Raw genomic sequence first — 26633 nt, forward strand, 5'->3', positions numbered from 1 at the left:
GTGGGGGGCGCGGCCCCCCCGCCGCGCCCGGGCCCCCCCCCCCCCCCCCCCCCCCCCGCCCCCCCCCCCCCCCCCCCCCCCCCCCCCCCCCCCCCCCCCCCCGCAGGGCTCGGTCAGCCGGCCCGCCCCAGCTCCCGGACGCCGTCGACGCGGCAACCGAAGGTCGCGGTCACGCGCTCGGTCGCTGCCCGGGCAGGGAGGGCCTCCGCGGCTGCGCCGCGGACGAGCACCAGCGATGCGCCTGCCGACAGGGGGGCCAGCAGCCATGCCACCGGACCGGCTTCCTCGGCGGCGCGCGCATCGACGAGCACCCGGTCGCCGTCCGTCAGCGCCAGCCGGCCGGCCAGCTCCCGGGCCGTGGTGACCAGTCCGCCGAGATCGAGCTCGAGCGCTCCCAGGGCCAGCCCCGGCGCGCGCGGGTCCGGTCGCTCCCACGGCGAGAAGACGTCGCCGCACGCCCGCACCTCGAGCGCGAAGTCCCTGGCCTGCCCGGCGTAGCCACGCATGCCCATGCCGAGCGGGTGCAGGGACAGCCCGAGCAGTTCGGGGACCTCCTGCTCCTCCAGGGCGGCAAGGCGGTCCTGGGCCGCCAGGACGACGTCCACGTCGGCCATCCCGCCGTCGTCCTCGACCGCGGTGTCGCTCACCGCGGCACCGCAGCTCCAGACGGCGAGCAGCGCCGCGGCGGTCTGCCAGTGCACGGGGAGCGCCACGGCGACCCTGCTGCCTGCGGTCACGTCGAACTCGTCCTGCAGCAGGTTCGCCGTCTTCGCGACCCAGTTGGCCAGGGTCGTGCCGGAGAGCTCGACCCGCTCGCCGGTGGCGTCGTCGTAGTAGGTGATCAACGGTGCGGCGGCATTCCTGCGGAGCACCCCGGCGAGCAGGTCGGCGGGAGTGGCAGGTCGCGTGTCGTCCATGCGGACAGCGTGGCAGCGCATCGGTGCCGGGTCTCGGTCGGCACCCGGGTGCGCGGCCGGCGCGCAGGGTCCGGCATCCGGCCGGGGAGGTCCTGCCGGGGGACCTCCCCGGCTCAGTTGATGCAGGTGGTGTCCGCGGCGGTCCGGGCGTCCGTGCCCTCGACCTGCTGGACGGGGGGCGGCGGGGTGACCGCCTGGCCGACGCCGTTGAAGTCGCTGCCGAGCAGGAGCTGGACGGTGCCGCCGGCGGCGTCGTCGCCCTCCTCGATGACGGCGCCGGGGATGGCGGCTGCCACCGTGTTGGCCAGCGCCTCGTCCCCGGCGGCGTAGCGGACCTCGGTGCGGTCGTGGTCCATCGACGACGCGTTGCCGGTGGAGCCGACGGCGAACCCGGCGGCGGTCAGGGAGGAGGCTGCCTTCGCGGCGAGGCCCGGGGTGCCCGACCCGTTGAAGACGTCGACGGTCACCCTCGAAGGGGCGACGGTCGCCGGTGCCTCGCTGGTGGCCGGGGCCTCGGGCTCCGGCTCGGCCGAGAGGTCGGCGAAGAACGCCTGCAGCGCGTCCTCGTCCTCGAGCCGGACGATCGACTTGCCCTCCTCCTCACCCGTCCCGACGTTGGGCACGGTCTGGAACTCGATGCTGCCGGCGGCCACCGACTGCATCTGCTCGGCCAGCTGCATCAGGTCCAGCGACTGGTCGACGGTCAGCGACTCGGCGGCGGCCTGGACCAGCTCCCGCTGCTTGCCGAGGTCCAGCAGCACGTCCTCGGAGAGCATCTTGCGCAGCACGCCGGCGATGAACACCTGCTGGCGGACGATGCGGTCGAAGTCGCCACGGCCCTGGGGGCCGAAGTTGTGGCGCTGGCGCACGAACTTGAGAGCGTCGGCGCCGCTGATCGTCTGCACACCGGCGGGGAAGTAGGCGCCGGACCACTCGCGGTCGTCCACGGCCTTGCAGAGGTTGACCTCGACGCCGCCGACGACGCTCGAGAGCTCGAAGAAGCCGAGCAGGTCGACCTCCGCGTAGTGGTCGATCTGCAGACCGGTCAGCTTGGAGATGGTCTGCACCAGGAGCTGGGAGCCCTGCGCGGACTTCTCCTCCTCCGAGGCCCCGTCGGGGGCGTTCATCCGGCCGTAGGCGTAGGCGGCGTTGAGCCGGTCCTCCCCGTAGCCGGGGATCTCCACCCAGGAGTCGCGGGGGAAGGAGACGAAGGAGGCGCGCGATCCGTCGGCGGGGACGTGGACCAGGATCATCGTGTCGGTGTTGACACCGGAGTCGGTGCCGGCGTTCAGCTCGGCGAGCTGCTGCTTGGTCAGGGCGCTGCGGCTGTCGTTGCCGACGAGGAGCAGGTTCATCGCCTCCCCGGCCCGGCCGGAGCCCTCGTTGCCGTCCGCCGGGATCGCGTCGGTGCGGTTGACGGTGGCCGCGGCCACCTGTCCCAGGTACCAGCCCCAGCCGGAGCCGGCGAGGAGCGTCGCGGCGAGTGCACCCGCGACGACGCGCGCGGCAACCGCGGTGCGGCCGCCGCGACGTCCCCGGGCGGCCCCTGCGCCGGCGGGGTCGGACTGCTCCTCCTGCGCACGCCGGCGGGGCGGCTGCCCCGCGCGGGGGTCGAGGCGCGGGGGCAGCGGCCGCCCGGTCGGGCCGTCCTGCTCGTTCCGGTCTCGGCTCACGGGGTCCTCACTCTGGCGATGGTCGGCGTCGGGTCCGCAGGCGCGGGGAAGTCGGTGGGAGATGCTGTGACGCGTCGTCCCCGGACGACGGGGAGGGTAGCCACGCCCGGTCGTGGTGGCGGCCCTCCGACACGGGTCTGCCGCCGTCCCGTGGGCTCGCAGTGCCACGTGGGTGACCACCCGGCCCAGCCGTCACATCCGTCGGCATGCGCCCGCGCTGCGCCCTGGAGCGCTGCCGGTCGTCCGGAGGGATCCGACCGCCCGGGTGCTGCGGTGCCGGGCACGGATGGGCATGCTGGGGCTCGCGTGCCCCGAGGGGTGGACGAGGTCGTCCGTCACACCGCAGCCTGCGGGCCCCGCGCCGTCGACGCAGGTAGCGTCGACCTCGTGACTGCAGCAACCGCCGTGCCCGACTCCGCCTGGCGCAAGACGCTGGCGGACCTGACGGGGGGCTGGCGGCAGCGCGAACTGTGGGGGCACCTGGGCTGGCAGGACATCCGCCAGCGGTACCGGCGCTCGGTGCTCGGCCCGGTCTGGATCACGATCAGCATGGCCGTCACCGCGGTGGCCCTCGGCATCCTCTACGCCGGGTTGTTCGGCGTGCCGCTGGAGACGCTCCTGCCGCACGTCCTCGTCGGCTTCATCGTCTGGGCCTTCATCAGCGGCTGCATCAACGAGGGCGCCGAGGTCTTCATCGCCAACGAGGGGCTGATCAAGCACCTGCCCTCGCCGATCAGCGTGCACGTGTACCGGCTGGTCTGGCGGCAGGCGCTCTTCTTCGCGCACAACCTGATCGTCTACGCCGTCATGCTCTTCGTGTTCCCGCAGCCGCTGAAGTGGACGGCGCTGGCGGTGATCCCCGCGATCCTGCTGCTGGTGGTGAACGGCGTCTGGGTCGCCCTGCTCTTCGGGATCGTCAGCACCCGGTTCCGCGACCTCACGCCCATCACCCAGAGCATCGTCCAGCTGATGTTCTTCCTGACCCCGATCGTCTGGATCTACGACGACCTGATCAACAGCCCCAACCCGGCGGTCGCGGAGCGGGCCCGGCTCGCCGAGTTCAACCCGTTCCTGCACTTCCTGGAGATCGTCCGTGCACCGATGCTCGGCCAGGACCAGCAGCTGCGGCACTGGATCGTGGTCCTCGCGATCACCGTCGTGGGCTGGGTCCTGACCGTGTTCGTGATGCGCCGGTACCGGGCGCGCGTCGCCTACTGGGTCTGACCCGGGCCGGACGAGAGAAAGAGGCACACACCCCCCATGGTCAGCATCACCACGCGCGACGCCTCGGTCGACTTCCCGATCTTCGACGCGAAGAGCAGGTCGCTGAAGAAGACGGTGCTCGGCGTCGTCGGCGGCAACATCAGCAGCGAGACCAAGGTGCCCATCATCGAGGCCCTGCACGACATCAACGTGGAACTGCAGCACGGCGCCCGCGTCGGTCTGGTGGGGCACAACGGCGCCGGCAAGTCCACCCTGCTGCGGCTGCTGGCCGGCATCTACGAGCCCACCCGCGGCACGGCCGTCGTGGAGGGGCGCGTCGCCCCGGTGTTCGACCTCGGCGTCGGGATGGACCCGGAGATCTCCGGCTACGAGAACATCATGATCCGCGGCCTCTTCCTCGGGATGACGCGGAAGCAGATGGAGAAGCGGGTCGACGACATCGCCGACTTCACCGAGCTCGGTGACTTCCTCTCCATGCCGCTGCGCACCTACTCCACCGGCATGCGCGTCCGCCTCGCCCTGGGCGTGGTGACGAGCATCGACCCGGAGATCCTCCTGCTCGACGAGGGGATCGGGGCCGTCGACGCAGCCTTCCTGGAGAAGGCGCGGGACCGCCTCAGCGATCTCGTCGACCGAGCCGGGCTGCTGGTGTTCGCCTCGCACTCCGACGAGTTCCTCAAGCGGCTGTGCACCAGCGCCATCTGGATGGAGCACGGGCGGGTCAAGCAGCAGGGTCCGCTCGAGGACGTGCTGCGGGCGTACAAGGGGCCCGAGGCGTTCGTCGACGAGGGGCACGGTGCGGCGTGACCGCGGTGCCGCCGGCGGCTGACGAACTCGTCGTCGCCGTCGTCGTCACGCGCGACCGGGCGGAGCTGCTCCGGCAGAGCCTGCAGGCCATCGCTGCCCAGAGCCGCCGCGTCGGGGTGATCGTCGTCGTCGACAACGGCGCCGATGCCGAGACGGAGGCCGTGGTCCGGAGCTGCGAGGTCCCGACGGTCTACCTCCCGTCGCACACCAACCTCGGGGGAGCCGGCGGCTTCGCGCTCGGGCTGCTGACGGCGCTGTCCCTCGGTGCCGACTGGGTGTGGTGCGCCGACGACGACGGACGGCCCGGCGGTCGCGACGTGCTCGCGGTCCTCCTGGAGGAGGCGCGGGCTCGCGGTCTCGCCGAGGTCTCACCCGCGGTCGTCGACGAGGCGGACCCGCAGCGGCTCGCCTTCCCGCTCCGCCAGGGGCTGCGCTGGCGCGGCACCGTGGACGCCTTCGCGCCCGACGAGTTCCTCCCGTCGTACGCCTCGTTGTTCAACGGGGCGCTGTTCCGGTCCTCGGCCTTCCACTCCGTCGGCGTACCGGACCTGCGGCTGTTCCTGCGCGGCGACGAGACCGAGATCCACCGGCGGCTGCAGCGCTCCGGGCTCGCCTTCGGCACCACCATGCGCGCCGCGTACCTGCACCCGCAGGGGGGCGACGAGTTCGTGCCGATCCTCGGCGGGCGGCTGTCCGCCCAGTACCCGGGCGACGAGGTCAAGCGCTTCTTCACCTACCGCAACCGCGGCTACCTCATGGCGCAGCCGGGGATGCGCTGGCTGTTCCCGCTGGAGCTGGTCCGGTTCGGCTACTTCTTCCTCAGCCGGCGGGACGTCCGCGGCCTGCGCGACTGGCTGGCGCTCACCCGCGCCGGGCGCCGGGAGCGGTTCGCGATGCCCGGGCGAGGCCGCTGAACCCGCTGCCCGTCCCCGCGACGCCGACGGCACCCGCACCACGCGCAACGGAGCCCCTCCCCGGCCGGGGAGGGGCTCCGTTCGTGTCGGGCGGTCGTCCGGGTCAGAGCACCGTGCGTGGGAAGGCCGGCTTCGGGTCGAAGCGGACACCCTCGAGGAACTTCTTCGCGAGCTGGCGACGCAGCCGCCACGGCACGTTGCCGCCCTTGAGACCCGTGTAGAGCCGCTGCGCGAACCGCAGGGCGGCGAACGGGTCCTCGTGGTGCCAGCGGTAGGACGCCTCGTTGCGGACGCCGTAGGTGAACTTCCACATGTTGGCGTCGTTCACGTCGCCGAAATTCACGCCACGGTTGACCGCCAGGTCGTGCGTCACCGTGCTCGTCAGCACCTGGACGCCAGGGCCCGCGGCGGTGATCCGCCGGGTGTACTCCTGGTCGTCGAACCAGATGAAGTACTCCGACAGCGGCAGGCCGAACTGCGTCAGGACCCATCGGGGGAACATCACCGAGACGAACGAGCAGGAGTTCACGAGGACGCTCTGCTCGCCACGGGCCAGCAGCTTGCCCCAGTCCCAGGTCGGCTCGGGGTTGTTCATCTCGCAGACGTCGCCGTTGGTCCACTTCACGACGGAGCAGGAGAACGGCAGCCGCATCCCCATGCTCGCCTCGGCCGCCGCCTGCCCGTCCAGCAGGTGCCGCAGGGCGTCGGTGTCGGCGTAGCAGTCGTCGTCCATGATCCAGATGTAGTCGGCGCCGCGCTCGTAGGCGACCGACATGCCGTGCGCGAACCCACCGGCACCGCCGGTGTTCTCGGTCAGGCGCTCGATGTGGACGGTGGGACGGTCCTGGTAGGCGTCCAGCACGGAGCCCGTGTCGTCGGTGGAGGCGTTGTCCACGACGATGATCTGGTCGGCCGGCCGGTCCTGGCTCAGGACCTGCTCGATCACCTTGCCGAGCTTGTCGGCCCGGTTGTAGGTGACGATGACGGCGGCCACGTTGGTCTGGGTCACGAAGCCCACCTTTCGTAGAGTTCCCGGGTCCATTCCCGGGCGCGGGGAAGAGCGGCGAAGGCGGCGACCTGCTGGCGCTGCCGGGACAGCAGTGCGGCGGCCCGGTCCGGGTCCTCCAGCAAGCTGGTGATGGTGCTCTCGGCCTCCTTCAGGAAGGCCAGGGGGGCGCGGGGCAGCAGCAGCTCGGGGACCACGACGGAGGCCTGCGAGCCGACGTCGGCGCTGACCACCAGCGCACCGTGCGCGTCGGCCTCGAAGGAGGTCAGCGTGACGCCCTCGTTGTCCGAGCTGATCACCAGGAGGTCGGCCTCGTCGAGGGTCCGGGACACCGGTCGGTCCGCGCCGCGGAGCTCGACGACCCCGTTCAGCCCCAGGCGGGCGAGATCGGCGCGCACCTCGGCGGCGAGCTCCCCGTCGCCGTGCACGACGAACCGGATGCGGTCGCCCAGGGTCTCGCGCAGCCGCGCGGCCAGCCGCAGGAACAGGTAGGGGCGCTTCTGCTGGGTGAACCGGCCCACGAAGGCGACCGTGAGGGGGTCACCGGCCTTGCGCGTGGGTGCGGCGGCCTCCACCGCCGACGGGTCGACGGTCAGGTCGGCCAGCGTCGCCAGCTGGACCTTCTCCCGCGGCAGCCCCTGCCGGTCGACCAGGTAGTCGCGGAGCTGCGGCGAGATCACGTGGTGGGCGTCCATGACGTTGGACAACCGCAGCGCGATGTCGACGAAGCCGCCGGTGCGCCACTCCAGCACGTGCAGGGAGTCGACGAGCTCGGTCCCGGGGTACTGCGCCTTGATCCACGGGAGGCGCTGGTAGAGCCAGCTGCAGTGGTGGATGTGCACCCCGCGGATGTCGAACCGCTCGAACAGCTGGCTCAGGAGGCGGGACTCCTGGGGCCCGCTCATGGGGTGGGTGAGCGGGATGACCAGGGCGTCGTCGAACGTGGGGCGCACGATGTCCGGGTGGCCCGAGGGGCGGTCGCTGAGGACGATCGGCAGCAGCCCGGCCTCGCGCGCCAGGCTGATCGTCTCGGCCGCCCACTTCTCCGCACCCCCGAGCTCCAGCCAGTGCAGCCCGAAGAGGACGGCCTTGGTGGAGCCCCGCGACGAACCGACGTTCGTGTCGTGCAGCCGGCCCACCCGCGGGATGGGCTGGGACAGCCGGCGGTTCTCCAGGCGGTCGGTCCGGTGCTGGCGGAGGGCGTCGAACACCACCGGCGCACGCCGGCGCGCCGCGTTCCGGGCCGCGTGGACCCGACCGGGCGGCTGCTCGTTGCGCATCAGCGCCTGCGGGGACCCGCCGAGGTCGAGCACGACGTCGACGACGCCCGTGGTCGACACCGGGTGACCCGTCGCCTGCGCCTCGATCGTCCCCACCACGGTGCGGTCGTCGGGCCACTCGATGGTGGAGGTCCGCTGGTCGGTCAGCGACGGGAAGTGCGGGCCCTCGGTGCGCAGGACGGTCGCCCGGATGCGCTCGCCCGGACGCGCCAGGCAGTGGAACGCCAGGGCTCCGTCGAGCAGGCGCGCCTCGCGCTTGGAGAGGCCCGAGAACCAGTCCGGTTCGTGGAGGATCTCGAAGACCCGGTGGGCCCCGGTCTGGTCGTGCGGGTCGGTCACCGGTCGAGCTCCCTGGCGAGTAGGCCGTCCGCGGCGTGGACGGTCGGGGTGGGCATTCAGTCGTCGAGGCGGCCGTCGAGCGAGCCGCCCTCGTCGAAGAAGGGGCGGATGCGGTTGTCGAACATGGTCAGCGCGGAGCCGATGGCCATGTGCATGTCGAGGTACTTGTAGGTCCCGAGCCGCCCACCGAAGAGCACGCGCTTCTCCGCGGCCTCCTTGGCCGCCAGCTCGCGGTACCGCTCCAGCTTGGCGCGGTCCTCGGGCGTGTTGATCGGGTAGTACGGCTCGTCGCCGGTCTGCGCGAAGCGCGAGAACTCCCGCACCACCACGGTCTTGTCCGACGGGTAGTCCCGCTCCGGGTGGAAGTGGCGGAACTCGTGGATCCGCGTGAAGGGCACGTCCTCGTCGGCGTAGTTCATGACCGAGGTGCCCTGGAAGTCACCGATGGGCAGGACCTCGGTCTCGAAGTCCAGCGTCCGCCAGCCGAGCTCCCCGGCCTCGTAGCCGAAGTACTTGTCGATCGGGCCGGTGAACACCGTCGGGACGTCGGCCGGCAGCTCGTCGCGGACGTCGAAGTAGTCGGTGTTCAGCCGGACCTCGATGTTCGGGTGGTCGGCCATGCGCTGCAGCCAGGCGGTGTAGCCGTCCTTCGGCAGACCCTCGTAGGTGTCGTTGAAGTACCGGTTGTCGAACGTGTAGCGCACCGGGAGGCGGGCGATGACCGCGGCGGGCAGCTCGGTCGGGTCGGTCTGCCACTGCTTCTTCGTGTAGCCGCGGATGAACGCCTCGTAGAGCGGGCGGCCGATCAGCGAGATGGCCTTCTCCTCGAGGTTCGCGGCCTCCGCCGTGTCGAACTCGCCGGCCTGCTCGGCGACGAGGGCGCGGGCCTCGTCGGGGGAGAAGCTCTTGCCGAAGTACTGGCAGATGGTGGCCAGGTTCATCGGCAGCGAGTAGGTCTGCCCCTGGTAGATCGAGTAGACCTTGTGCTGGTAGTTCGTGAACTCGGTGAACCGGTTGACGTACTGCCAGACCCGCTCGTTCGACGTGTGGAAGAGGTGTGCGCCGTAGACGTGCACCTCGATGCCGGTCTCGGGTTCCGGGGCGGAGTAGGCGTTGCCGCCGATGTGGTCGCGGCGGTCGATGACCAGCACCCGCTTGTCGAGCTGGCTGGCCACCCGCTCGGCGACGGTGAGCCCGAAGAATCCGGAGCCGACGACGACGAGGTCAGGTCCTGTGGTGGTCACGGGACTCGACGGTACCTGCCGGTCCGGGGCCGCACGACCACGGAGAGGCGGTGTCGGGGGCGTGGCGACCCGTTCCGTCACACGGGCCTCATCCACCCCGCCCGACCGCCGTGCGGCCGTGGATCGGGCCGTCCGGGGGCGGGAGTGCCTAGGGTGGGCCCCCGTGTCATCTCCCTCCGGCCCGCCGCCCCTGCGCGTCGTCGCCGTCACCTACTCGCCGGGTGCGGCGCTCGAGCAGTTCGTCGACTCGCTGGCCGGCGCCACCACCCGGCCGGTGGAGGTGGTCCTCGCCGACAACGGCTCGACCGACGGCGCGCCCGAGCGGGCCGCGGCCCGGCACCCGCACGTCCGGGTCCTGCGCACCGGCGGGAACATCGGGTACGGCGCGGCGGCAAACGCCGGGCTCGCCGACGTCCGCACCGGCCGCGCGCTGATCGCCAACCCCGACCTGCGCTTCTCGCCCGGGTCGGTCGACGAGCTGCTCGCCGCCGCCGACCGCTGGCCGCGGGCGGCCACGCTCGGGCCGGCGATCATGACGCCCGCGGGCGAGCTGTACCCCTCGGCCCGGGACCTGCCGCGGCTGTCCACCGGCGCCGGGCACGCGCTGCTCGGCTGGGCCTGGCCCGGCAACCCGTGGACCGCCCGGTACCGGCGCGAGCGCGAGGCGCCCCGCGAACGCCCCGCGGGCTGGCTGAGCGGCTCCTGCCTGCTGGTGGACCTGGCGGCGTTCTGGTCGGTCGGCGGCTTCGACCCGGGCTACTTCATGTACTTCGAGGACGTCGACCTCGCCGAGCGGCTCACACGCGCCGGCTGGCTGCACGTCTACGTCCCCACCGCCGTCGTCGAGCACGAGGGCGGGCACGCGACCCGGCGGGAGCCGCACCGGATGCAGCGGGTGCACCACACCAGCGCGCTGCGGTACCTCTCCGGGCAGTACCCCCGCCGGCGGCACGCCCCGCTGCGCGCCGCGCTCCGCGCCGGGCTCGGCGGCCGGATGCTCGTCTCCTACGTCAGCGGACGCGTCGCGGCCGGTGCCCGGTTCCAGCGCGGGGCCCGCGAGCTGGCGGCCGTGCCCGCACCGCGGCGCACCGGCGCCGAGGAGGGCTGACGTGCGGCACGCGGTGATCATGGCCGGGGGTTCCGGTACGCGGCTGTGGCCGCTGTCGCGCGAGGACCGGCCCAAGCAGCTGCTCGACGTCGTCGCGGGGACGGACGGGGCCCCGCGCAGCCTCCTGGCCGAGGCCTGGGACCGGCTGCGCGCCGTGCTGCCCGCGGAGCGCATCTGGGTGTGCACCGCGGCCCGCTACGCCGGGCAGGTCCGGGCGGCGCTGCCGGAGCTGCGCGCCGACCGGCTGGTGCTCGAGCCGGTCGCCCGCGACACCGCCAACGCCGTCGGGCTGACCGCGGCGCTGGTCGCCGACGTCGACCCGGACGCCGAGCTCGCCGTCGTCAGCGCCGACCACGTGATCCGGCCGGTGGAGCGCTTCGCCGACGCGCTGCGCACCGCCTACGACGCCCTCGCCACCCGCCCCCGCTCGCTGGTCACCCTCGGCATCCGGCCGACCGCGCCGGCCACCGGGTTCGGCTACGTGCAGCGCGGCGCGCCCACCGGGCAGCCGGGCGTGGCGGAGGCGGCGTCGTTCCGGGAGAAGCCCGACCGCGCCACCGCGGAGCGGTACCTGGCGTCCGGGCAGTACCTGTGGAACTCGGGCATGTTCGTCTGGCGCGCCCGCACGGTGCTCGATGCCCTGGCCGACCACCTCCCGGCGTCGGCCGAGGGGCTCGCCCGCATCGTCGCAGCGCCCGCCGGACCGGCCCGGGACGCCGTCCTGGCGGAGGTGTTCCCGGCCCTGCCGAAGATCAGCGTCGACTACGCCGTCCTGGAGCCGGCCGCCACCGAGCCCGGACAGGTGCTCGTGGTCGACCTCGACGTGGCGTGGCTGGACGTCGGCTCGTGGCCGGCGCTGGCGCACACGCTCGGCGACGACGGTGCCGGTAACGCCGTCCGCGGTCCCGCCGTGGTGCTCGACGGGTCGGGGAACATCGTGTTCAGCGACGACCCGCGGCACCTGGTCGCCCTCGTGGGCGTGCGGGACAGCGTCGTGGTGCACACCGCCGACGTCACCATGGTCTGCCCGGTCGCCGACGCGGAGCGGGTGAAGCAGCTGCTCGCCGCGGTGCAGGAGAGCCACGGCGGTCGTTTCGCCTGAGCACGTGATTGGCTGCGGGGCATGAAGAACTTCGACGTCGCAGCAGTGGTCAGCGGGGGAGCCTCCGGGCTCGGGGAGGCCACCACCCGGGCGCTGGCCGCCCGGGGGGCCGCGGTCACCATCCTGGACCTGAACGAGGAGCGCGGGCAGGCGCTCGCCGCCGAGCTGGGCGGGCACACCACGTTCGTCCGGACCGATGTCACCGACGAGGCGTCGGTGCAGGCGGGGATCGCGGACGCCACCGGCAAGGACCGGCCGCTGCGGATCGCGGTCAGCTGCGCCGGCATCGGTCTCGCGCAGCGCACCGTCGGCCGCAACGGCGAACCGCACGAGCTGGCCGGGTTCACCCGGGTCCTCTCGGTCAACCTGGTCGGCACGTTCAACGTGCTGCGCCTGGCTGCGGCGGCGATGTCGCGGACCGAGCCGGGTGAGGAGGGCGAGCGCGGCGTCGTCGTCAACACCGCCTCCATCGCCGCCTACGACGGCCAGATCGGCCAGCTGGCGTACTCGGCCTCCAAGGGCGGCGTCGTCGGCATGACCCTGCCCGCGGCCCGCGACCTGTCGAGCGTGGGCGTCCGCGTCTGCACCATCGCCCCCGGGCTGGTGGACACGCCCCTGCTGGGCTCGCTCCCCGAGGAGGCGCGGGCCGCCCTCTCGGCGGGCATACCCTTCCCCAAGCGGCTCGGCCGCCCGTCGGACTTCGCCGAGCTGGCGCTCGCGATCGTCGAGAACGGCTACCTCAACGGCGAGGTCATCCGGATGGACGGCGCGCTGCGCATGGCACCCCGCTGACCTCTTCCCGGAGCACCTGCTGAGCACCGCCCTCGACGCCCCCGCCTACGCGGCGGTGTGGACGCCGGACTGGCCCCTCGACGTGGGCCGGACCCTGGCGCCGCACCGCCGCGGGCCCGGCGACCCCGCGCTGCGGCTGACCGACTCCGGGGTCTGGCGCACGACGTCCACGCCCGTGGGCCCGGCCACGGTGCGGCTGGTCCGCACGGCCGCGGGGGTGTCGATCAGCGCGTGGGGTCCCGGCGCGGAGTGCGCGGGGGCCGCCGTGCCCGAGTGGCTGGGCGCGGCCGACCGCCCCGAGCGGTTCCGTCCCGGCGACCACCCGACGGTGGCCGAGCTGCACCGCACGACGCCGTGGCTGCGGCTGGGGCGGACCGGTCGCACCTGGGACGCGCTCGTCCCGGCGGTGCTGGAGCAGAAGGTGACCGTCGTCGAGGCCCACCGGGTGTGGCGGGAGCTGCTCCGGCTGGCCGGCGAGCCCGCGCCCGGCCCCGCGCCCGAGGGGATGCGCGTGGTGCCGTCGGCGCGACGCGTGCTCGAGGTGACCGACTGGGAGTGGCACCGCTGCGGGCTCGACGGTGCCCGCCGCCGGGCGCTGCGCGCCGCCGCGACGGTGGCCGCCGCCCTGGAGCCCGAGCGGGCCGGGGACTCCGCCGGCCTGCAGCGGCGCCTGCGCTCGATCCCCGGCATCGGCATCTGGACGGCGGCCGAGGTCGTGCAGCGGGTCCACGGCGACCCCGACGCCGTCAGCGTGGGCGACTACCACCTGAAGAACCTGGTGGGCTACGCGCTCACCGGCCGCCGGAACACCGACGACGAGGGCATGCTCGAGCTGCTGGAGCCCTGGCGGGGGCACCGCCAGCGGGTGGTCCGGCTGCTGCTGGCCGGCGGCCCCCGGCGCCCGCGGCGCGGCCCCCGGTTCGCCCCGGTCGACAACCGGCGGCGCTAGGCCCCGGCGAGCAGGCCGAGCAGGTAGTCGCCGTAGCCGCTCTTGCCCAGCGGCTCGGCGATGGCGCGCAGCCCCTCGTCGTCCAGCCAGCCGTTGCGCCACGCCACCTCCTCGATGCAGCCGATCTTCAGCCCCTGCCGCTCCTCGACCACGGAGACGAACTCGGTGGCCTGCCGCAGCGAGGTGAAGGTGCCGGTGTCCAGCCAGGCGGTGCCGCGGTCCAGCGCGGTGACCGTCAGCCGGTCCTCCCGCAGGTAGTGCTCGTTGACGGCCGTGATCTCGAGCTCGCCCCGCGCGCTCGGGGTGATTCCCCTCGCCACCTCGACGACGTCGCCGGCGTAGAAGTACAGCCCCGGGACCGCGTAGGAGCTCTTCGGGTGCACCGGCTTCTCCTCGATGGAGAGCACGCGGCCGGCGTCGTCGAACTCCACGACGCCGTAATCGCGCGGGTTGGCCACGTGGTAGGCGAAGACGTGCCCGCCGGCGGGCACGGGCAGCCGGGACAGCGCGGTGCCCAGGCCGGCGCCGTAGAAGATGTTGTCGCCGAGCACCAGGGCGGCGGGCTCGCCGCCGAGGAACTCCGCCCCGATGAGGAACGCCTGCGCCAGACCCTCCGGCCGTGGCTGGGCGGCGTACTCGATCCGCATGCCGAGCCGGCTGCCGTCGCCCAGGAGGGCGCGGAACGCCGCCTGGTCGGCCGGCGTCGTGATGACCAGCACCTCGCGGATCCCCGCCATCATCAGCGTGGAGAGCGGGTAGTAGATCATCGGCTTGTCGTAGACCGGCATGAGCTGCTTGCTCACCGCCTGGGTGATGGGGAACAGACGGCTCCCGGTGCCACCGGCCAGGATGATCCCGCGCATGGGAACGAACCGTACCGAGCGCTCCGGCTCAGAGCGCCGCGCCGCCCAGCCACAGCCTCCCGACGAGTGAGGTCCCCCCGGGGGAGCCGACCGGTTCCCACCGGGTCGACCAGCCCATGGCGTGCAGCTGCACGAGCGCGACGCCGACCACCGCCCCGACGTTGAGCGCGGTGGTGAGCGTGACGGTGTCGGAGAGGTGGACGTCGACCACGCCGTCGCCGTCGCCGCCGTGGCGCAGCACGACCGGGAACTCCGGGAGCGCGGCGGCCGCGACGCGGAACGCCTCCGCGACGGCGCCGAGCTCACCGGGCCGGGGCACGAGGTCGGACGCGGGGGCGCGGGAGGCCACCACGTCGCGCGACCCGTAGGGGAACAGGTCCTCGGCGGGCAGCCGCACCAGCGGCCGGGTGCCCTCGTCGGCGTCGTCGGCCGGGCGCGGCCCCGGCAGCCCGCGGACCACCGCCACCGGGACGCCGGCCAGCTTGCCCTTCACCAGGTCCGCGGCGGAGGCGAGCTCGTCGACGACGGCGACGCGGGTGGTCTCCAGCCGGTTGCCGTGGGCGTCCACCGCCCCGCGGTGGTCCTCGAGCGCGACGATCCCGGCGGCGCCGACCGCGACGTCGGTGAGCCCCTCCCGCCAGGTCCGGCCGAAGGTGTCGCTGACCACCACCGCGACGTCGACCCCGGCGAGTTCCCGCAGCCGCGACCGCAGCCGCCGCGCGGAGGCGTCGGCGTCCTCGGGGAGCAGGACCAGCGCGTCGGCGGAGACGTTCGAGGCGTCGATGCCGGCGGCGGCGACGACCCAGCCCTGCCGGGTCTGCACGATCTTCAGCGGCCCGCGGCGGGCGACCACCCGCACCGTCTCCGCGTCGATCGCCCGCTGCCGGGCGGCCTCCCGGTCGGCGCCGGGCTCCAGGCGGACCAGCCGGCCCTCCACCTTCGAGACCACCTTGGAGGTGACCACGACGACGTCGCCGTCGGCGAGCCACGCTGCGGCGCGCACGATCGCCTCGGCCAGGTCGTCACCGGGCGCGAACTCGGGCAGCCCGGCGACGGGCAGGACCGACAGGCCCCGGGGGGCCTCGCTACGCACAGGCGTCGAGCGCCGCGCGGGCCAGCGCCGTGGTGGCCTCGGGCGAGGACATGAGCAGCGGCGACCGCCGCACGTCGACGCCGGGCACGTCGGCGGGGTCGTCCTCGGCGACCAGCCAGGCGTCGAGCAGCCCACCGTCGGCGCGGGCGCCGTAGTGCCGGCCGACGCCCTCGGCGCTCACCTCGATGCCCAGCACGGGCAGGCAGCGGTCGGCCATGCCGCGCACCACCGAGCCGCCCACGATCGGGGAGACCCCCGCGATCCGGGCCGGCGAGGCCAGCAGGGCGTCGCGCAGCCCCGGCACGCCGAGGACCGTGCCGATCGAGACCACCGGGTTGGACGGCGCCAGCAGCACCGCGTCGGCCGCCGCCAGCGCCTCCACCACGCCCGGCGCGGGCCGGGCCGTGTCCACGCCCACCTGGACGAACGCCGACGGATCGAGCCCGGCCCGGTGGCGCACCCACCACTCCTGGAAGTGGATCGCGCGCGGCCGGCCGTCCTCGGGGTCGGTGACGACCACGTGGGTCTCCACCCGCTGGTCGCTCATCGGCAGCACGGTCACCCCGGGCCGCCAGCGCTCCGCGAGCGCCGCCGTGACCTGCGAGAGCGGGTAGCCGGCGTCGAGCATCCGGGTGCGGATCAGGTGCGTGGCCAGATCGCGGTCACCGAGGCCGAACCAGGCGGGGTCGGCGCCGTAGGCGGCGAGCTCCTCCTTGACCGTCCACGACTCGCCGGCCCGGCCCCAGCCGCGTTCCTCGTCGATGCCACCGCCGAGGGTGTAGACGACCGTGTCCAGGTCGGGGCAGATCCGCAGCCCGTGGAGCGTCACGTCGTCCCCGGTGTTGACCACGGCCGTGATCTCCGCCTCGGGCGCCGCGGCGCGGACCCCGCGCAGAAATCGAGCCCCTCCGGTCCCACCTGCCAGCACGACGATCTGCACGAATCGCATGGTGCCGGATGGGCACTTGTCGACTGTTCGCCGGGCGTGTCGAGGGCTACCACGAGATGTGACGAAGGCCCCGTGACGGATGGGGCGCGTGTGGCGTGTCGCTTACACCGGGCGAAGTTGACGCCCGGGCAACGACACGCGTGTAATTCCGGCGGTGTCAACGAGTGCTGATCGGCCCGGGAACGTCCTGCCGGCCGCGCACCGGGACGAGAGCGAGAGGGGACGCACCGTCATGGCAGAGGTGTCGTGGTTGAGCGACTACGTCAACGGGTCGGAGCGGTCGGCCGACCGGCCGGCGGTCACCGGGCACGGCGCGGCCCAGGCGGTGGGTTCGGGAACGGGGCAGCCGTTCGTCGGCTTCCTCGGCTTCGGGCTGGAGCCGGACACCCAGTCCTGGCAGGAGCAGGCGCTGTGCGCCGAGACCGACCCCGAGGCGTTCTTCCCCGAGAAGGGTGGCTCCACCCGCGAGGCGAAGAAGATCTGCACCGGCTGCGAGGTCAAGGCCGAGTGCCTCGAGTACGCGCTGGCCAACGACGAGCGCTTCGGCATCTGGGGTGGCCTCTCCGAGCGCGAACGGCGCCGGCTCCGCCGCCGCGCGGTGTAAGGACCCCGCCCTCCTCATCGCTCGCAGGCTCGCGACGAGCCTCTGGGCGGGGCCGTTCCAGTACGCCACCACAGCCGCCGACGCCCCTCGTCGGCGGCTGTGGTTCTGTTCGGGGCATGGTCACCCGCGTCGCCGTCGGTCGAGCGGACGTGGTCCGCGAGGTGCGGGCCGCGGAGCCGCTGGCGGAAGCGCTGGCGGCGCCGCTGACCGCCCGGGCGCCGTGGCTGACCGCGGTGCTCAACCACGGCGCCGCGAGCCCGCTGCCGGCCCGGCCCGCCGCCGTCGTCGTCGCGGGACCCCTCGACGGTCCGCCGCGCGCAGCGGCCTTCCTCGAGCTGCGCCGGCGCGGGGCGTTCACCCAGGTCACCGTGCTGGGCCAGGGGACCCGACCGCTGCCCGGTGGCCGGCCCACCGCGCGATTGCCGGCCCGTGACGAGGCGGCCGCCGGGCACCTCGCCGACGGGGTGCTGGGCCTGCTGGACTCGCTGCGCGGCCCCTGGACGCTGCACTTGAGCGGGCTCCCCCTGGGGGACCCCACCGCCCGAGCGCTCGCTGCCCGCCTGCCCACCGCCGTCCTGGCCACCGCCCGCAGCGCGCTGCTGGTCGACGCGCTCGACCAGGTCGGGCCCGTCGAGCGCGCGCGCGACCAGCGGCACCTCGAGCGCTGGCTCCCCGCGTTCCTCGCCGCCGCGCCCGATCGGCGGGCGCGGGGCTTCCTGCGGGCCGCGGCCCGGCTGCACGCGGCCGTCGGCCGCCTGGAGGTGGCGGTGGTCGCCGAGGGCGACCGGCTGCGTGCCGGGCTGCTCACCCTCGTCGACGGCGAGAACCGCTGGCCGTGGTGGGGCGTCGACGGTGACGGCGGTCCGCGCACGGAGATGGGCGCGCCGGTGAGCAGCCTGTCCGTGCCGGCGCGGCGCTGGCCCCGCTGAGGCTCAGCCGGGTGGGCGGACCCGGCTGAGCTCGGGCAGGAGCGGGGCGCTGCCCGTGCCGAGGCGCAGCTCCCCGGCGGCGGCCCGCGCGCCGTCGGCGCTCGACGCGTCCTGGGGCACCAGGGTGAGCTCCAGCGGGTAGACCCGGCCGGTCGGCTCGGGTGCCGAACCGCCGGGCCGGAGGAAGGTCGCGGCGCGCCCGCGCACGGTCCACCGCTCGCCGTCGCGGGAGACGACCAGGTCGTCACCGTCGACGACGGCGTGCTCGACCGGCGTGGCGGTGCACCCGGCGGCGACCGGGTCGGCCGGGGCCTGGGCGGCCAGGCAGTTGTAGGTGGGCAGCCGCAGCTCCAGCCGCGCCGCGCCGGCGTGGGCGGTGAGCCGTGCCTCGGGGTAGGCCGCGGTGACGCCCACCGCCCGCGGTTCCAGCACCAGCCCGCCGGCGACCAGGTCGGCGACGAGAGCGCCGGGCGCCGCGGCGTCCGAGGTGGGGGCGGGCCGCGGCGCCCCCGGGTCGCTGCTCGCCGGCTCGCCGGCGGAACCGCCCGCCGCCATCCGGCCGGCCGCGACGGCGGCGGCGGTGCCGACGACCGCCAGGGCGACGACGCAGAGCGCGGCCAGGGCGGGGCGGGCCCACCGGCGGTCCTCACCGGGGTGCGCGGGCGCCGGCGGCGGGGCCAGCGTCGCCCAGCCGGCGGGGGGCGGCGGCTCCGGCCGGGTGCCGGGCGGGTGCTCGAGGAAGTCGGCCAGGTCGTCGACCGGATCGGCTGCGCCGCTCCCGCGCGACCGGCGCGCCCGGACGACGGCCGCGGCGGCGACCAGGGCCGCCACCACCAGGACCCCCAGGACCACGCCGGCGAGGAGCCAGGCGGTGGTGGCGGCGGCGTCCATCCCGTCCAGCATGTCAGCGGGTGGGGTCGATCTCCTCGGGATCCCGGCCCAGGAGGGTGGCCACCTGGTCGACGACGACGTCGCGCACGAGGTCGGCGAGGTCCTCGCGGTCGTGCGCGCGCAGCTCCAGCGGTCGGCGGTAGACCACGATCCGCGGCGGGACCTCCTGGCCCTGCTCGCGCCGCGCGGGCAGCAGCCGGGCCAGCGGGACGCCGGCGTCGTCGAGGACGTCGGCGTCCAGCAGTGCCTCGTCGGGGTCGGTGTGCTCGACCCAGGGCACGTCCTCGACGGCGAACTCCACCCCGGCCAGCTCGCGCTCCCAGCGGCGCTCCAGGTCCTCGACGGCGTCCAGGACCAGGTCGTCGAACTGCTCGGCCCGGCTGCGCGACAGCGGCACCTCGGCAGGGACGAGGCGCCCGCGCAGGCCGCGACCGTGGCGGTCGCGACGGGAGCGGGCGCGGCGGCGCGGGGGACGGCTCATGACTGCCCGAAGCGTACGGCGGGACGCGACACGCCGGGCCCCGGGACGGCTCGCCGGGCGTTCCCCCGCGTCCGGACGCGCCGGTGCCCATCCCGCGCCCGACCGGTGACGATGCCCACGGGGTCATCGTGCAGGATGGTGCGTGACAGCCGGTTTCCCGGTGTGCCTGCTGTCGCGTACCGCGGGGCGGGTTTACTGTGCCTTGCGTGAGGAACCGGTGGTGAGGCAGTCACGGCGCTGCTCGCGCAGCGGCTGCGCGCAACCGGCAGCGGCGACCCTGACCTACGTCTACGCGGAGTCGACCGCTGTCGTGGGCCCGTTGGCGACGTACTCCGAGCCGCACAGCTACGACCTGTGCGAGTTCCACGCGGAGCGGTTGACCGTCCCGCGCGGCTGGGAGGTCGTGCGGCACGAGATCGACGTCGAGGACGCCGGGCCGACCGGGGACGACCTCCTGGCACTGGCCGACGCCGTCCGCGAGGCCGCCCGACCCGAGCCCCCGCGCGCCCCCGCCGACGACGGCAGCGGCATCCGGCGCGGGCACCTGCGGGTGCTGCCCGACCTGCCCTGAAAGGACCCCGCTGCCCCCCGCCGCTCGCAGGCTCGCGGCGGGTCCCTGCAGCGGGGCCGACGCGCGCTCCGGCGCCCGATAGTGTCGCGCCGTGCGAGATCTCTCGGCCCTGATCAAGGCCTACGACGTCCGTGGGGTGGTCCCCGACCAGTGGGACGGGGACGTCGCGCGGGCGATCGGTGCGGCGTTCGCCGAGTTCGTGCTCGCCGAGAGCGGCGCGACCGCGGTGGTCACCGCGCACGACATGCGGGAGACCTCGGTGCCGCTGTCCCGCGCCTTCGCCGAGGGGGTCATCGCGCGCGGCGTCGACGTCGTCGAGGCGGGGCTGGGCTCGACCGACCTGCTGTACTTCGCCGCCGGATCGCTGGACCTGCCCGGAGCGATGTTCACCGCCAGCCACAACCCGGCCCAGTACAACGGCATCAAGATGTGCCGTGCCGGGGCAGCCCCCATCGGGCAGGACTCCGGGCTGGTCACCATCCGCGAGTGGGCCGAGCGCGACACCTACGAGCGCACGCCCGAACGGGTCGGCACCGTCACCGCCCGCGACGTCCTCGCCGACTACGCCGCGCACCTGCGCTCGCTCGTCGACCTCGCCGCGATCCGGCCGCTGAAGGTCGTCGTCGACGCGGGCAACGGCATGGGCGGGCACACCGTGCCGGTGGTCCTCGCCGACCTGCCGCTGGAGGTCGTGCCCCTCTACTTCGAGCTGGACGGGTCGTTCCCCAACCACGAGGCCAACCCCCTGGACCCGGCGAACCTGGTCGACCTGCAGCGCGCCGTCGTGGAGCACGGTGCCGACATCGGCCTGGCGTTCGACGGCGACGCCGACCGGGTCTTCGTCGTCGACGAGCGGGGGGAACCGGTGAGCCCCTCGGCGATCACCGCCCTGGTCGCGGTGCGCGAGCTGGCCAAGGGCCGCGGGACGACGATCATCCACAACCTGATCACCTCCCGAGCCGTGCCGGAGATCGTGCGCGAGCACGGCGGGCAGCCGGTGCGCACGCGCGTGGGGCACTCGTTCATCAAGGCCGAGATGGCCCGCACCGACGCGGTCTTCGGTGGCGAGCACTCCGCGCACTACTACTTCCGCGACTTCTGGCGGGCCGACACCGGCATGCTCGCGGCCATGCACGTCCTGGCGGCGCTGGGTGAGCAGGGCCGGCCGCTGTCGGAGCTGACCGCCGCGTACGCGCGCTACGCCGCCTCCGGGGAGATCAACTCGACGGTGGCCGACGCGGGGGAGCGGATGGCAGCGGTGCGGGAGATGTTCGAGAAGGAGGACGGCGTGACGGTCGACGAGCTCGACGGCCTGACCGTCGAGCTGCCCGACGGCGCGTGGTTCAACCTGCGGGCCAGCAACACCGAGCCGCTGCTGCGGCTGAACGTGGAGGCGCCGGACGAGGCGCGGATGAGCGAGGTGCGCGACCGGGTGCTCCGCACCGTGCGCGCGGAACAGGAGCCGAAGTGACCACACCCCCGAGCAGCGCCCCGAGCGGCCCGCTGGGCCTGGACCCGGAACTGCTGGCGATCCTCGCCTGCCCGGACACCCACCACACCCCGCTGGCCGTCGACGAGGCGGCCGGCGAACTGGTCTGCGGCACCTGCGACCGGGCGTTCCCCGTCCGTGACGGGATCCCCGTGCTGCTGCTCGACGAGGCGCGGCACCGCTCGTCATGACCTCGCCCGAGCTCGCCGAGGAGGTGCTCGACGACCTCGAGCTGCTGCGCGCGCGGGACCCGCGCGGGCTGCTGCCGGCCGTGGCCGGCTCCGGTGCGCAGGTCCGGGAGACCGCGCGGCTGACCGAGGAGGCCGGGCTCGACCGGGTCACCGAGGGCGGGCGGCCCCGTGGCCTCGTCATCGTCGCCCGGCGGGAGGGCGCCGTGGCCGCGTCGGTGCTGCGGGCCCTCCTCGGCCCCACCAGCCCGGTCACCGTCGACGTCGTCCCCGGTCCCGCGCTGCCGGTGTGGACCGGGCCCAGCGACATCGCGGTGGTGGCCACGCGCACCGGCGCGGGCGCGTACGCCCTCGCGCCGGCCTACGAGGCCGCCCGCCGGGGGGTGTCGCTGGTCGGCATCGGCGCCGAGGACGCGCCGCTGCGCGGGGTGTGCTCCTCGGCCCGGGCGCCCTACGTCGCGCTGCCGCCGAGCCGCGTCCGGCACACCACCCTCTGGTCGCTGCTCACGCCGATGCTGCGCCTGGCCGCCGAGCTGAGGCTGCTGCCCGCGGGCGTGGCCGACACCGAGGCGGTGGCGGGGGCTCTGGACCAGGTGGCCGAGGAGTGCGGCCCGGCGCGGGAGTCGTTCGTCAACCCGGCCAAGAGCCTGGCGCTGGAGCTGCTCGACGCCCTTCCGGTGATCGCCTCGGAGGGGCCGCTGGCCGGGGCGGCGGCGACCCGTGTCGCCGACCAGCTGGCCACGCTCGCGGGGCTCCCGGTCGCCGACTTCCGGCTGCCGGACCAGCGGGTGGCCGCCTGCGCCGTCCTCGGCGGCCCGCTCGCGCCGCGGGACGCGGCCGACGACTTCTTCCGGGACCGCGTCGCCGACAGCGGCCGGCGGCTGCGGCTGCTGACGATCCGCGACAGCGACGCCGGCGGGCACGACGGCGCGGGGGAGCGGGAGCCGCGCTCGGCGGCCGAGGCGATGCAGCAGGTGCTGACCACCGCCGCGGCGCACAGCGTGCCGGTCAGCGGCCTGGCCGAGCACGGCGAGCCGGAGCGGTTCGCGCGGCTGCCCCGCCTGGCGCGGCAGCTGGCAGTCGCCGACTTCAGCGCCGTCTACCTGGCGCTCGCGCTCGACACCGAGCGGTCCCGGCCTCGCTGAGCACGCACGCGGCCCGCGGAGGGGTCACCATCATTGCGACAGCACGCCGGTGCTGACCGACCGGAAGGAACTCCCTTGGCGGGTGGACTCGTAGCCCTGCTCGACGACGTGGCGGTGCTGGCGCGCGCGGCCGCCGCCTCCATCGACGACATCGGGGCGGCCGCCGGGCGGGCCAGCATCAAGGCCGCCGGCGTCGTCGTCGACGACACCGCCGTCACGCCGCAGTACGTGCACGGGCTGAACGCCGACCGCGAGCTGCCGATCATCCGGAAGATCGCCGTCGGATCGCTCCGGAACAAGATCCTGATCATCCTGCCGGCGATCCTGCTGCTCAGCCAGTTCCTGCCGTTCCTGCTCACCCCCATCCTGATGGTCGGTGGCGCCTACCTCTGCTACGAGGGGGCGGAGAAGATCTGGCACCGGGTGAGCGGCCACGCCGAGGCGCACGCCACGGTGGAGGACGCGCTCCCGGACGAGAGCACGCTCGTCTCCGGGGCCGTGCGCACCGACTTCATCCTGTCGGCCGAGATCATGGTCATCAGCCTCAACGAGGTGGCGAACGAGGGCTTCCTGTCCCGGGCGGCCATCCTCCTGGTCGTCGCGCTCGGCATCACCGTGCTGGTGTACGGCGTCGTCGGCGTCATCGTGAAGATGGACGACGTCGGGCTGAGCCTGTCGCAGCGGTCCTCGACGGGGGTGGCCGCGTTCGGCCGCGGGCTGGTGAAGGGCATGCCGAAGCTGCTGTCCGCGCTCACCGTCGTCGGCACCGCCGCCATGCTGTGGGTCGGTGGGCACATCATCCTGGTGGGCACCGACGAGCTGGGCTTCCACCCGCTCTACGAGTTCGTGCACCACCTGGAGGAGGCGGCGCACGACGCCGCCGGCGCGCTCGGCGGGGTCGTGGGCTGGCTGGTCAACACGCTGGGCAGCGCGCTGCTCGGGCTGGTCGTGGGGGCCGTGGTCGTCCTGGTCATGAACCTCACGGTGCACCGGCGCAAGGCCGGGGCCGAGGCGCACTGAGACCCGGCGGCCGACGGCGCCGCACCCGTGGCCGGCCCACCGGGACGGGTGAGGAGGCCACCGCCCGGGAGGTTCCCCGACCTGGGTGCTCCGGGGCTCCGTCCCGCCGTGTGGCGAGGCGGCCACCCGCCCCGCGGGGGTGAGGTCCGTTCCGGGGGACCTGGTGGGGCCGTAATCTGCCCAGACGATGTGGCAGCTGAGCAACGGTGTCCGGTACTACCCCTGGGGCAGCCGGACCGTGATCCCCGAGCTCCTGGGTGAGCCCGTGCCCGCGGACCGCCCGCACGCGGAGCTGTGGGTGGGCGCGCACCCCGACGAGCCCAGCACCCTCTCCGACGGGCGCCCGCTCGACAAGGCGATCGCCGAGGACCCCGACCGGTTGCTCGGCCCCGCGGTGGTGGAGCAGTTCGGGGCGCGGCTGCCGTTCCTGCTGAAGGTGCTGGCCGCCGACGCGCCGCTGTCGCTGCAGGCGCACCCGACGACGGCGCAGGCGGAGGTCGGCTACGCGGCCGAGGAGGCCGCCGGCATCCCGCACGACGACCCGACCCGCACGTTCAAGGACCCCTTCCACAAGCCCGAGCTGCTGCTGGCGCTCACCACGTTCGAGGCGCTGTGCGGCTTCCGGCCGGTGGAGGAGTCGCTGCACTGCCTGGCCAAGCTGCAGGTGCCCGAGCTCAAGCCGACGATCGCCGCCCTGGCGCGCGGTGGCCTGCGGGCGGCCATCCCGCAGCTCCTCGCGCTGTCGGGCAGGCGGCGCACGCAGCTGGTGGAGGCGGTCGCGGCCAGGGCGGCCACCTTCGTCGCCGCGCACGACCCCGAGTTCATCAACACCTACCGCTGGGCGGCCACCCTCGCCGAGTCCTACCCCGGCGACCCGGGCGTGGTCATCTCGCTGATGTGCAACCACCTCAAGCTCGCACCGGGCGAGGCGGTCTTCCTGCCCGCGGGGAACCTGCACGCCTACCTCTCCGGGGCCGGCGTCGAGGTGATGGCCAGCTCGGACAACGTGCTCCGCGGCGGGCTGACGGCCAAGCACGTCGACCTGGCCGCGCTGATCGAGGTCCTCGACTTCACCGACGGCAAGGTGCCGGTGATGCACCCGGTGCTCGGGCCCGGCGGGCTGCGCTACCCGGTGCCGGTGCAGGACTTCGACCTCACCCGCGTGCACCTCGACGAGCAGGCGGGCACGCTCACCACCCGCGGACCGCAGCTGCTGCTGTGCACGGAGGGCACCGCCGTGCTCACCTCGGTCGACGGCGAGCTGACGCTGGAGAAGGGGCGTGCGGCGTTCCTCCCCGCCGGTGCGCCGGTCACCGCCCGCGGCCCCGCCGTCCTCTACCGGGCGACGACTAACCTGGGCTGAAGCCGCGCCCTCCCGGCGCCGGCTGGAGCCGGGGATGCTGCGGCCGGGCGAGTCGTCCGTCAGGATGGCAGGGCGTGCACGACGACGTGCCACCCCGTGTCGGACCGCCCGGGGCGGCGGACGGACCGGAGGAGGCGCCTGCATGCTGTTGTCCGTGGTGGTCCCGTGCCACAACGAGGAGCGGGTCCTGCCCGAGCTCGTCGCCCAGGTCACGGCCGTGATGGCGGATGTCCCGGCCGATCTCGAGTTCGTCCTGGTCGACGACGGCAGCCGCGACCGGACGACCGCGGTGATGCAGGAACTGCACGCGCGTGACCCCCGTGTCCGGTACGTCTCGCTCAGCCGCAACTTCGGCAAGGAGTCGGCGATGCTGGCCGGCCTCGCCTACGCGCGGGGCGACGCCGTCGTGATCATGGACGCCGACCTCCAGCACCCGCCACGGCTCATCCGGCAGATGCTCGAGCTGCTCCAGCAGGGGAACGACCAGGTGGTCGCCCGGCGCACCCGGGACGGCGACGCGTTCGGCCGCAGCATGCTCGCCCGGCTGTACTACCGGCTGGTCAACGCGCTCGTCGAGGTCCGCATCGAGGACGGGGTGGGTGACTTCCGCCTGCTGAGCCGGCGCGCGGTCGACGCGCTCCTGCAACTGGGGGAGTACAACCGGTTCTCCAAGGGGCTGTTCGCCTGGATCGGTTTCCCGACCGTCACCATCGACTACCGCAACGAGGCCCGCTTCGGGGGGGACGCCAGCCGCTGGACCCTGCGCCGGCTGCTCAACTACGGCCTTGACGGCGTCATGTCGTTCAACAACGCACCGCTGCGGCTGGCCATCTACGTGGGGCTGGTGGTCACCACGCTGGCCTTCGGCTATGCCGCGTACCTCGTGGTCGCGGCGGTCGTGGGAGGCATCGTGGTCCCCGGCTACGTGACCCTCGTGGCCGCGGTCATCGGGCTCGGCGGGCTGCAGCTGCTGTTCCTCGGTGTGATCGGCGAGTACGTCGGCCGGATCTACTACGAGAGCAAGCACCGGCCGCACTTCCTGGTGGCCGCGGCGAGCGACGAGCTGCCGCCGGCGGCGCGGCGGGCACCGGCCCGGCGGAACACCGTGCTCGTCGGCAACTGGATCGCGCCCGACGACCAGGCCGACGTGGACGGGCGCTACGTCCGGCCCCCGGTCCCGGCGGAGGCCCCGGACCGCCGGCCCTCCAGGTGAGGGTCGACCGCACCACGCTGCACCACGCCCTGCGCTTCTTCGTCGTCGGCGTGGTGAACACCGGCGTCTACTACGGCACCTACCTGTTGCTCAGCCTGGTGGTCCACTACCTGGTGGCGCACCTCGGCGGGATCCTCGTCGCGATGGTGGGTTCGTTCCTGCTCAACTGCTACTGGACGTTCCGCACCCGCCCGACCTGGCGGAAGCTGGCGCTGTTCCCGCTCACCAACGCGACGAACTACGTGATGACCACGGCCGGTGTCGTCGTCCTCGTGGAGTGGCTCGGCGTCGACGAGCGGCTCGCGCCGCTGGTCGCCGCCGTGGCGGCGATCCCGGTGACGTTCCTGCTCTCCCGGCGGCTGCTGGCCGGGCGTCCGGCCGCCGCCACGGGCCCGCCGGTGGACCCCGGCGCGGAGCTCCCCGCGCCGCGGGGCCTGCCGAGGTGAGGCGGCCGGTCGCGGTCGGTGCGGTCTCCCGCG

At 74.3% G+C, this 26633-nt stretch carries 27 protein-coding genes; 17 read left to right on the plus strand and 10 right to left on the minus strand.

Annotated features, from left to right (window positions below):
• Positions 1-113: 113 nt before the first annotated feature.
• The gene (locus tag ACI79S_RS18545) at positions 114-917 is read right to left on the minus strand and encodes a TIGR03089 family protein (protein WP_456594917.1); all 804 of its coding nucleotides are present in this window, start codon (positions 915-917) and stop codon (positions 114-116) included.
• 113 nt (positions 918-1030) lie between these two features.
• A complete protein-coding gene (locus ACI79S_RS18550) occupies positions 1031-2590 on the minus strand; it encodes an LCP family protein (RefSeq protein ID WP_456594918.1) in 1560 nt (519 codons plus the stop codon).
• Between the two features lie 387 nt (positions 2591-2977).
• On the opposite strand from ACI79S_RS18550, the gene wzm reads away from it, so the two are divergent.
• From wzm to glfT1, 3 genes are read left to right on the plus strand one after another with little or no spacing between them, the layout of a single operon-like run.
• Positions 2978-3814: a galactan export ABC transporter permease subunit Wzm/RfbD gene (wzm, locus tag ACI79S_RS18555; protein ID WP_456594919.1), complete on the plus strand. Its 837-nt coding sequence runs from the start codon at positions 2978-2980 to the stop codon at positions 3812-3814.
• Positions 3815-3850: 36 nt separating this feature from the next.
• Positions 3851-4621, plus strand: coding sequence for a galactan export ABC transporter ATP-binding subunit Wzt/RfbE (gene wzt / locus ACI79S_RS18560; protein WP_456594920.1), 771 nt, complete (start codon positions 3851-3853; stop codon positions 4619-4621).
• A complete protein-coding gene (gene glfT1, locus ACI79S_RS18565; protein ID WP_456594921.1) occupies positions 4618-5535 on the plus strand; it encodes a galactofuranosyltransferase GlfT1 in 918 nt (305 codons plus the stop codon). Before wzt ends, glfT1 begins: the two co-directional genes overlap by 4 nt.
• Positions 5536-5638: 103 nt before the next feature.
• Here the strand turns inward: glfT1 and ACI79S_RS18570 are convergent, their stop codons facing one another.
• From ACI79S_RS18570 to glf, 3 genes are read right to left on the minus strand one after another with little or no spacing between them, the layout of a single operon-like run.
• The gene (locus tag ACI79S_RS18570; RefSeq protein ID WP_456594922.1) at positions 5639-6544 is read right to left on the minus strand and encodes a glycosyltransferase family 2 protein; all 906 of its coding nucleotides are present in this window, start codon (positions 6542-6544) and stop codon (positions 5639-5641) included.
• The gene (locus ACI79S_RS18575) at positions 6541-8160 is read right to left on the minus strand and encodes a glycosyltransferase (RefSeq protein ID WP_456594923.1); all 1620 of its coding nucleotides are present in this window, start codon (positions 8158-8160) and stop codon (positions 6541-6543) included. The genes ACI79S_RS18570 and ACI79S_RS18575 overlap by 4 nt, the downstream gene beginning before the upstream one ends.
• Positions 8161-8216: 56 nt before the next feature.
• Entirely contained in the window at positions 8217-9404 is a 1188-nt protein-coding gene (glf, locus tag ACI79S_RS18580; RefSeq protein ID WP_456594924.1) for a UDP-galactopyranose mutase, read from the minus strand.
• Positions 9405-9567: 163 nt separating this feature from the next.
• On the opposite strand from glf, the gene ACI79S_RS18585 reads away from it, so the two are divergent.
• From ACI79S_RS18585 to ACI79S_RS18600, 4 genes are read left to right on the plus strand one after another with little or no spacing between them, the layout of a single operon-like run.
• Positions 9568-10512: a glycosyltransferase family 2 protein gene (locus tag ACI79S_RS18585; protein ID WP_456594925.1), complete on the plus strand. Its 945-nt coding sequence runs from the start codon at positions 9568-9570 to the stop codon at positions 10510-10512.
• 1 nt (position 10513) lies between these two features.
• A complete protein-coding gene (locus ACI79S_RS18590; RefSeq protein WP_456594926.1) occupies positions 10514-11614 on the plus strand; it encodes a mannose-1-phosphate guanylyltransferase in 1101 nt (366 codons plus the stop codon).
• 21 nt (positions 11615-11635) lie between these two features.
• Positions 11636-12406, plus strand: coding sequence for an SDR family NAD(P)-dependent oxidoreductase (locus ACI79S_RS18595; protein WP_456594927.1), 771 nt, complete (start codon positions 11636-11638; stop codon positions 12404-12406).
• A gap of 55 nt (positions 12407-12461) precedes the next feature.
• Complete coding sequence (locus ACI79S_RS18600; protein ID WP_456594928.1) at positions 12462-13355, plus strand: DNA-3-methyladenine glycosylase family protein; 894 nt, start codon at positions 12462-12464, stop codon at positions 13353-13355.
• Here the strand turns inward: ACI79S_RS18600 and rfbA are convergent.
• The 3 genes from rfbA to cofD are packed head-to-tail and all read right to left on the minus strand — an operon-like array spanning position 13352 to position 16251.
• Positions 13352-14218, minus strand: coding sequence for a glucose-1-phosphate thymidylyltransferase RfbA (gene rfbA, locus ACI79S_RS18605; RefSeq protein ID WP_456594929.1), 867 nt, complete (start codon positions 14216-14218; stop codon positions 13352-13354). The genes ACI79S_RS18600 and rfbA overlap by 4 nt on opposite strands.
• Positions 14219-14246: 28 nt before the next feature.
• On the minus strand, positions 14247-15311 hold the full coding sequence (locus ACI79S_RS18610; protein WP_456594930.1) for a coenzyme F420-0:L-glutamate ligase: 1065 nt from the start codon (positions 15309-15311) through the stop codon (positions 14247-14249).
• Positions 15304-16251 (minus strand): 2-phospho-L-lactate transferase, encoded by a 948-nt coding sequence (gene cofD, locus ACI79S_RS18615; protein ID WP_456594931.1) that lies wholly within the window; start codon positions 16249-16251, stop codon positions 15304-15306. The genes ACI79S_RS18610 and cofD overlap by 8 nt, the downstream gene beginning before the upstream one ends.
• 382 nt (positions 16252-16633) lie before the next feature.
• Here cofD and ACI79S_RS18620 point away from each other — a divergent pair, with 382 nt between their 5' ends.
• Both ACI79S_RS18620 and ACI79S_RS18625 read left to right on the plus strand, forming a co-directional pair.
• Positions 16634-16864 carry a WhiB family transcriptional regulator gene (locus ACI79S_RS18620; RefSeq protein WP_456589959.1) on the plus strand — a complete coding sequence of 77 codons (231 nt, stop codon included), beginning with the start codon at positions 16634-16636 and terminating at the stop codon, positions 16862-16864.
• Positions 16865-16980: 116 nt separating this feature from the next.
• The gene (locus ACI79S_RS18625) at positions 16981-17793 is read left to right on the plus strand and encodes a hypothetical protein (RefSeq protein WP_456594932.1); all 813 of its coding nucleotides are present in this window, start codon (positions 16981-16983) and stop codon (positions 17791-17793) included.
• Positions 17794-17796: 3 nt separating this feature from the next.
• Here ACI79S_RS18625 and ACI79S_RS18630 read toward each other — a convergent pair whose 3' ends face one another.
• Together ACI79S_RS18630 and ACI79S_RS18635 are read right to left on the minus strand one after the other, a co-directional pair.
• Positions 17797-18684, minus strand: a complete 888-nt coding sequence (locus ACI79S_RS18630; protein WP_456594933.1) for a hypothetical protein — start codon at positions 18682-18684, stop codon at positions 17797-17799.
• 13 nt (positions 18685-18697) lie between these two features.
• Positions 18698-19165, minus strand: a complete 468-nt coding sequence (locus ACI79S_RS18635) for a metallopeptidase family protein (RefSeq protein ID WP_456594934.1) — start codon at positions 19163-19165, stop codon at positions 18698-18700.
• A gap of 220 nt (positions 19166-19385) precedes the next feature.
• Between ACI79S_RS18635 and ACI79S_RS18640 the strand changes: the two genes are divergently transcribed.
• From ACI79S_RS18640 to ACI79S_RS18675, 8 genes are all read left to right on the plus strand, one after another.
• The gene (locus ACI79S_RS18640) at positions 19386-19736 is read left to right on the plus strand and encodes a DUF3499 domain-containing protein (protein WP_456589941.1); all 351 of its coding nucleotides are present in this window, start codon (positions 19386-19388) and stop codon (positions 19734-19736) included.
• Between the two features lie 91 nt (positions 19737-19827).
• Positions 19828-21207: a phosphomannomutase/phosphoglucomutase gene (locus ACI79S_RS18645; protein ID WP_456594935.1), complete on the plus strand. Its 1380-nt coding sequence runs from the start codon at positions 19828-19830 to the stop codon at positions 21205-21207.
• Positions 21204-21416, plus strand: coding sequence for a Trm112 family protein (locus tag ACI79S_RS18650; protein WP_456594936.1), 213 nt, complete (start codon positions 21204-21206; stop codon positions 21414-21416). The genes ACI79S_RS18645 and ACI79S_RS18650 overlap by 4 nt, the downstream gene beginning before the upstream one ends.
• Positions 21413-22558, plus strand: coding sequence for an SIS domain-containing protein (locus ACI79S_RS18655; protein WP_456594937.1), 1146 nt, complete (start codon positions 21413-21415; stop codon positions 22556-22558). The genes ACI79S_RS18650 and ACI79S_RS18655 overlap by 4 nt, the downstream gene beginning before the upstream one ends.
• Positions 22559-22633: 75 nt before the next feature.
• On the plus strand, positions 22634-23578 hold the full coding sequence (locus tag ACI79S_RS18660) for a DUF808 domain-containing protein (protein ID WP_456594938.1): 945 nt from the start codon (positions 22634-22636) through the stop codon (positions 23576-23578).
• A 187-nt stretch (positions 23579-23765) separates the two neighbouring features.
• Positions 23766-24941 (plus strand): mannose-6-phosphate isomerase, class I, encoded by a 1176-nt coding sequence (manA, locus tag ACI79S_RS18665; protein ID WP_456594939.1) that lies wholly within the window; start codon positions 23766-23768, stop codon positions 24939-24941.
• Positions 24942-25083: 142 nt separating this feature from the next.
• Positions 25084-26154, plus strand: a complete 1071-nt coding sequence (locus tag ACI79S_RS18670; protein WP_456594940.1) for a glycosyltransferase family 2 protein — start codon at positions 25084-25086, stop codon at positions 26152-26154.
• Positions 26151-26600, plus strand: coding sequence for a GtrA family protein (locus ACI79S_RS18675; protein WP_456594941.1), 450 nt, complete (start codon positions 26151-26153; stop codon positions 26598-26600). Before ACI79S_RS18670 ends, ACI79S_RS18675 begins: the two co-directional genes overlap by 4 nt.
• The last annotated feature ends 33 nt before the right edge of the window (positions 26601-26633 follow it).

The sequence above is a fragment of the Blastococcus sp. SYSU DS1024 genome (assembly GCF_054050795.1).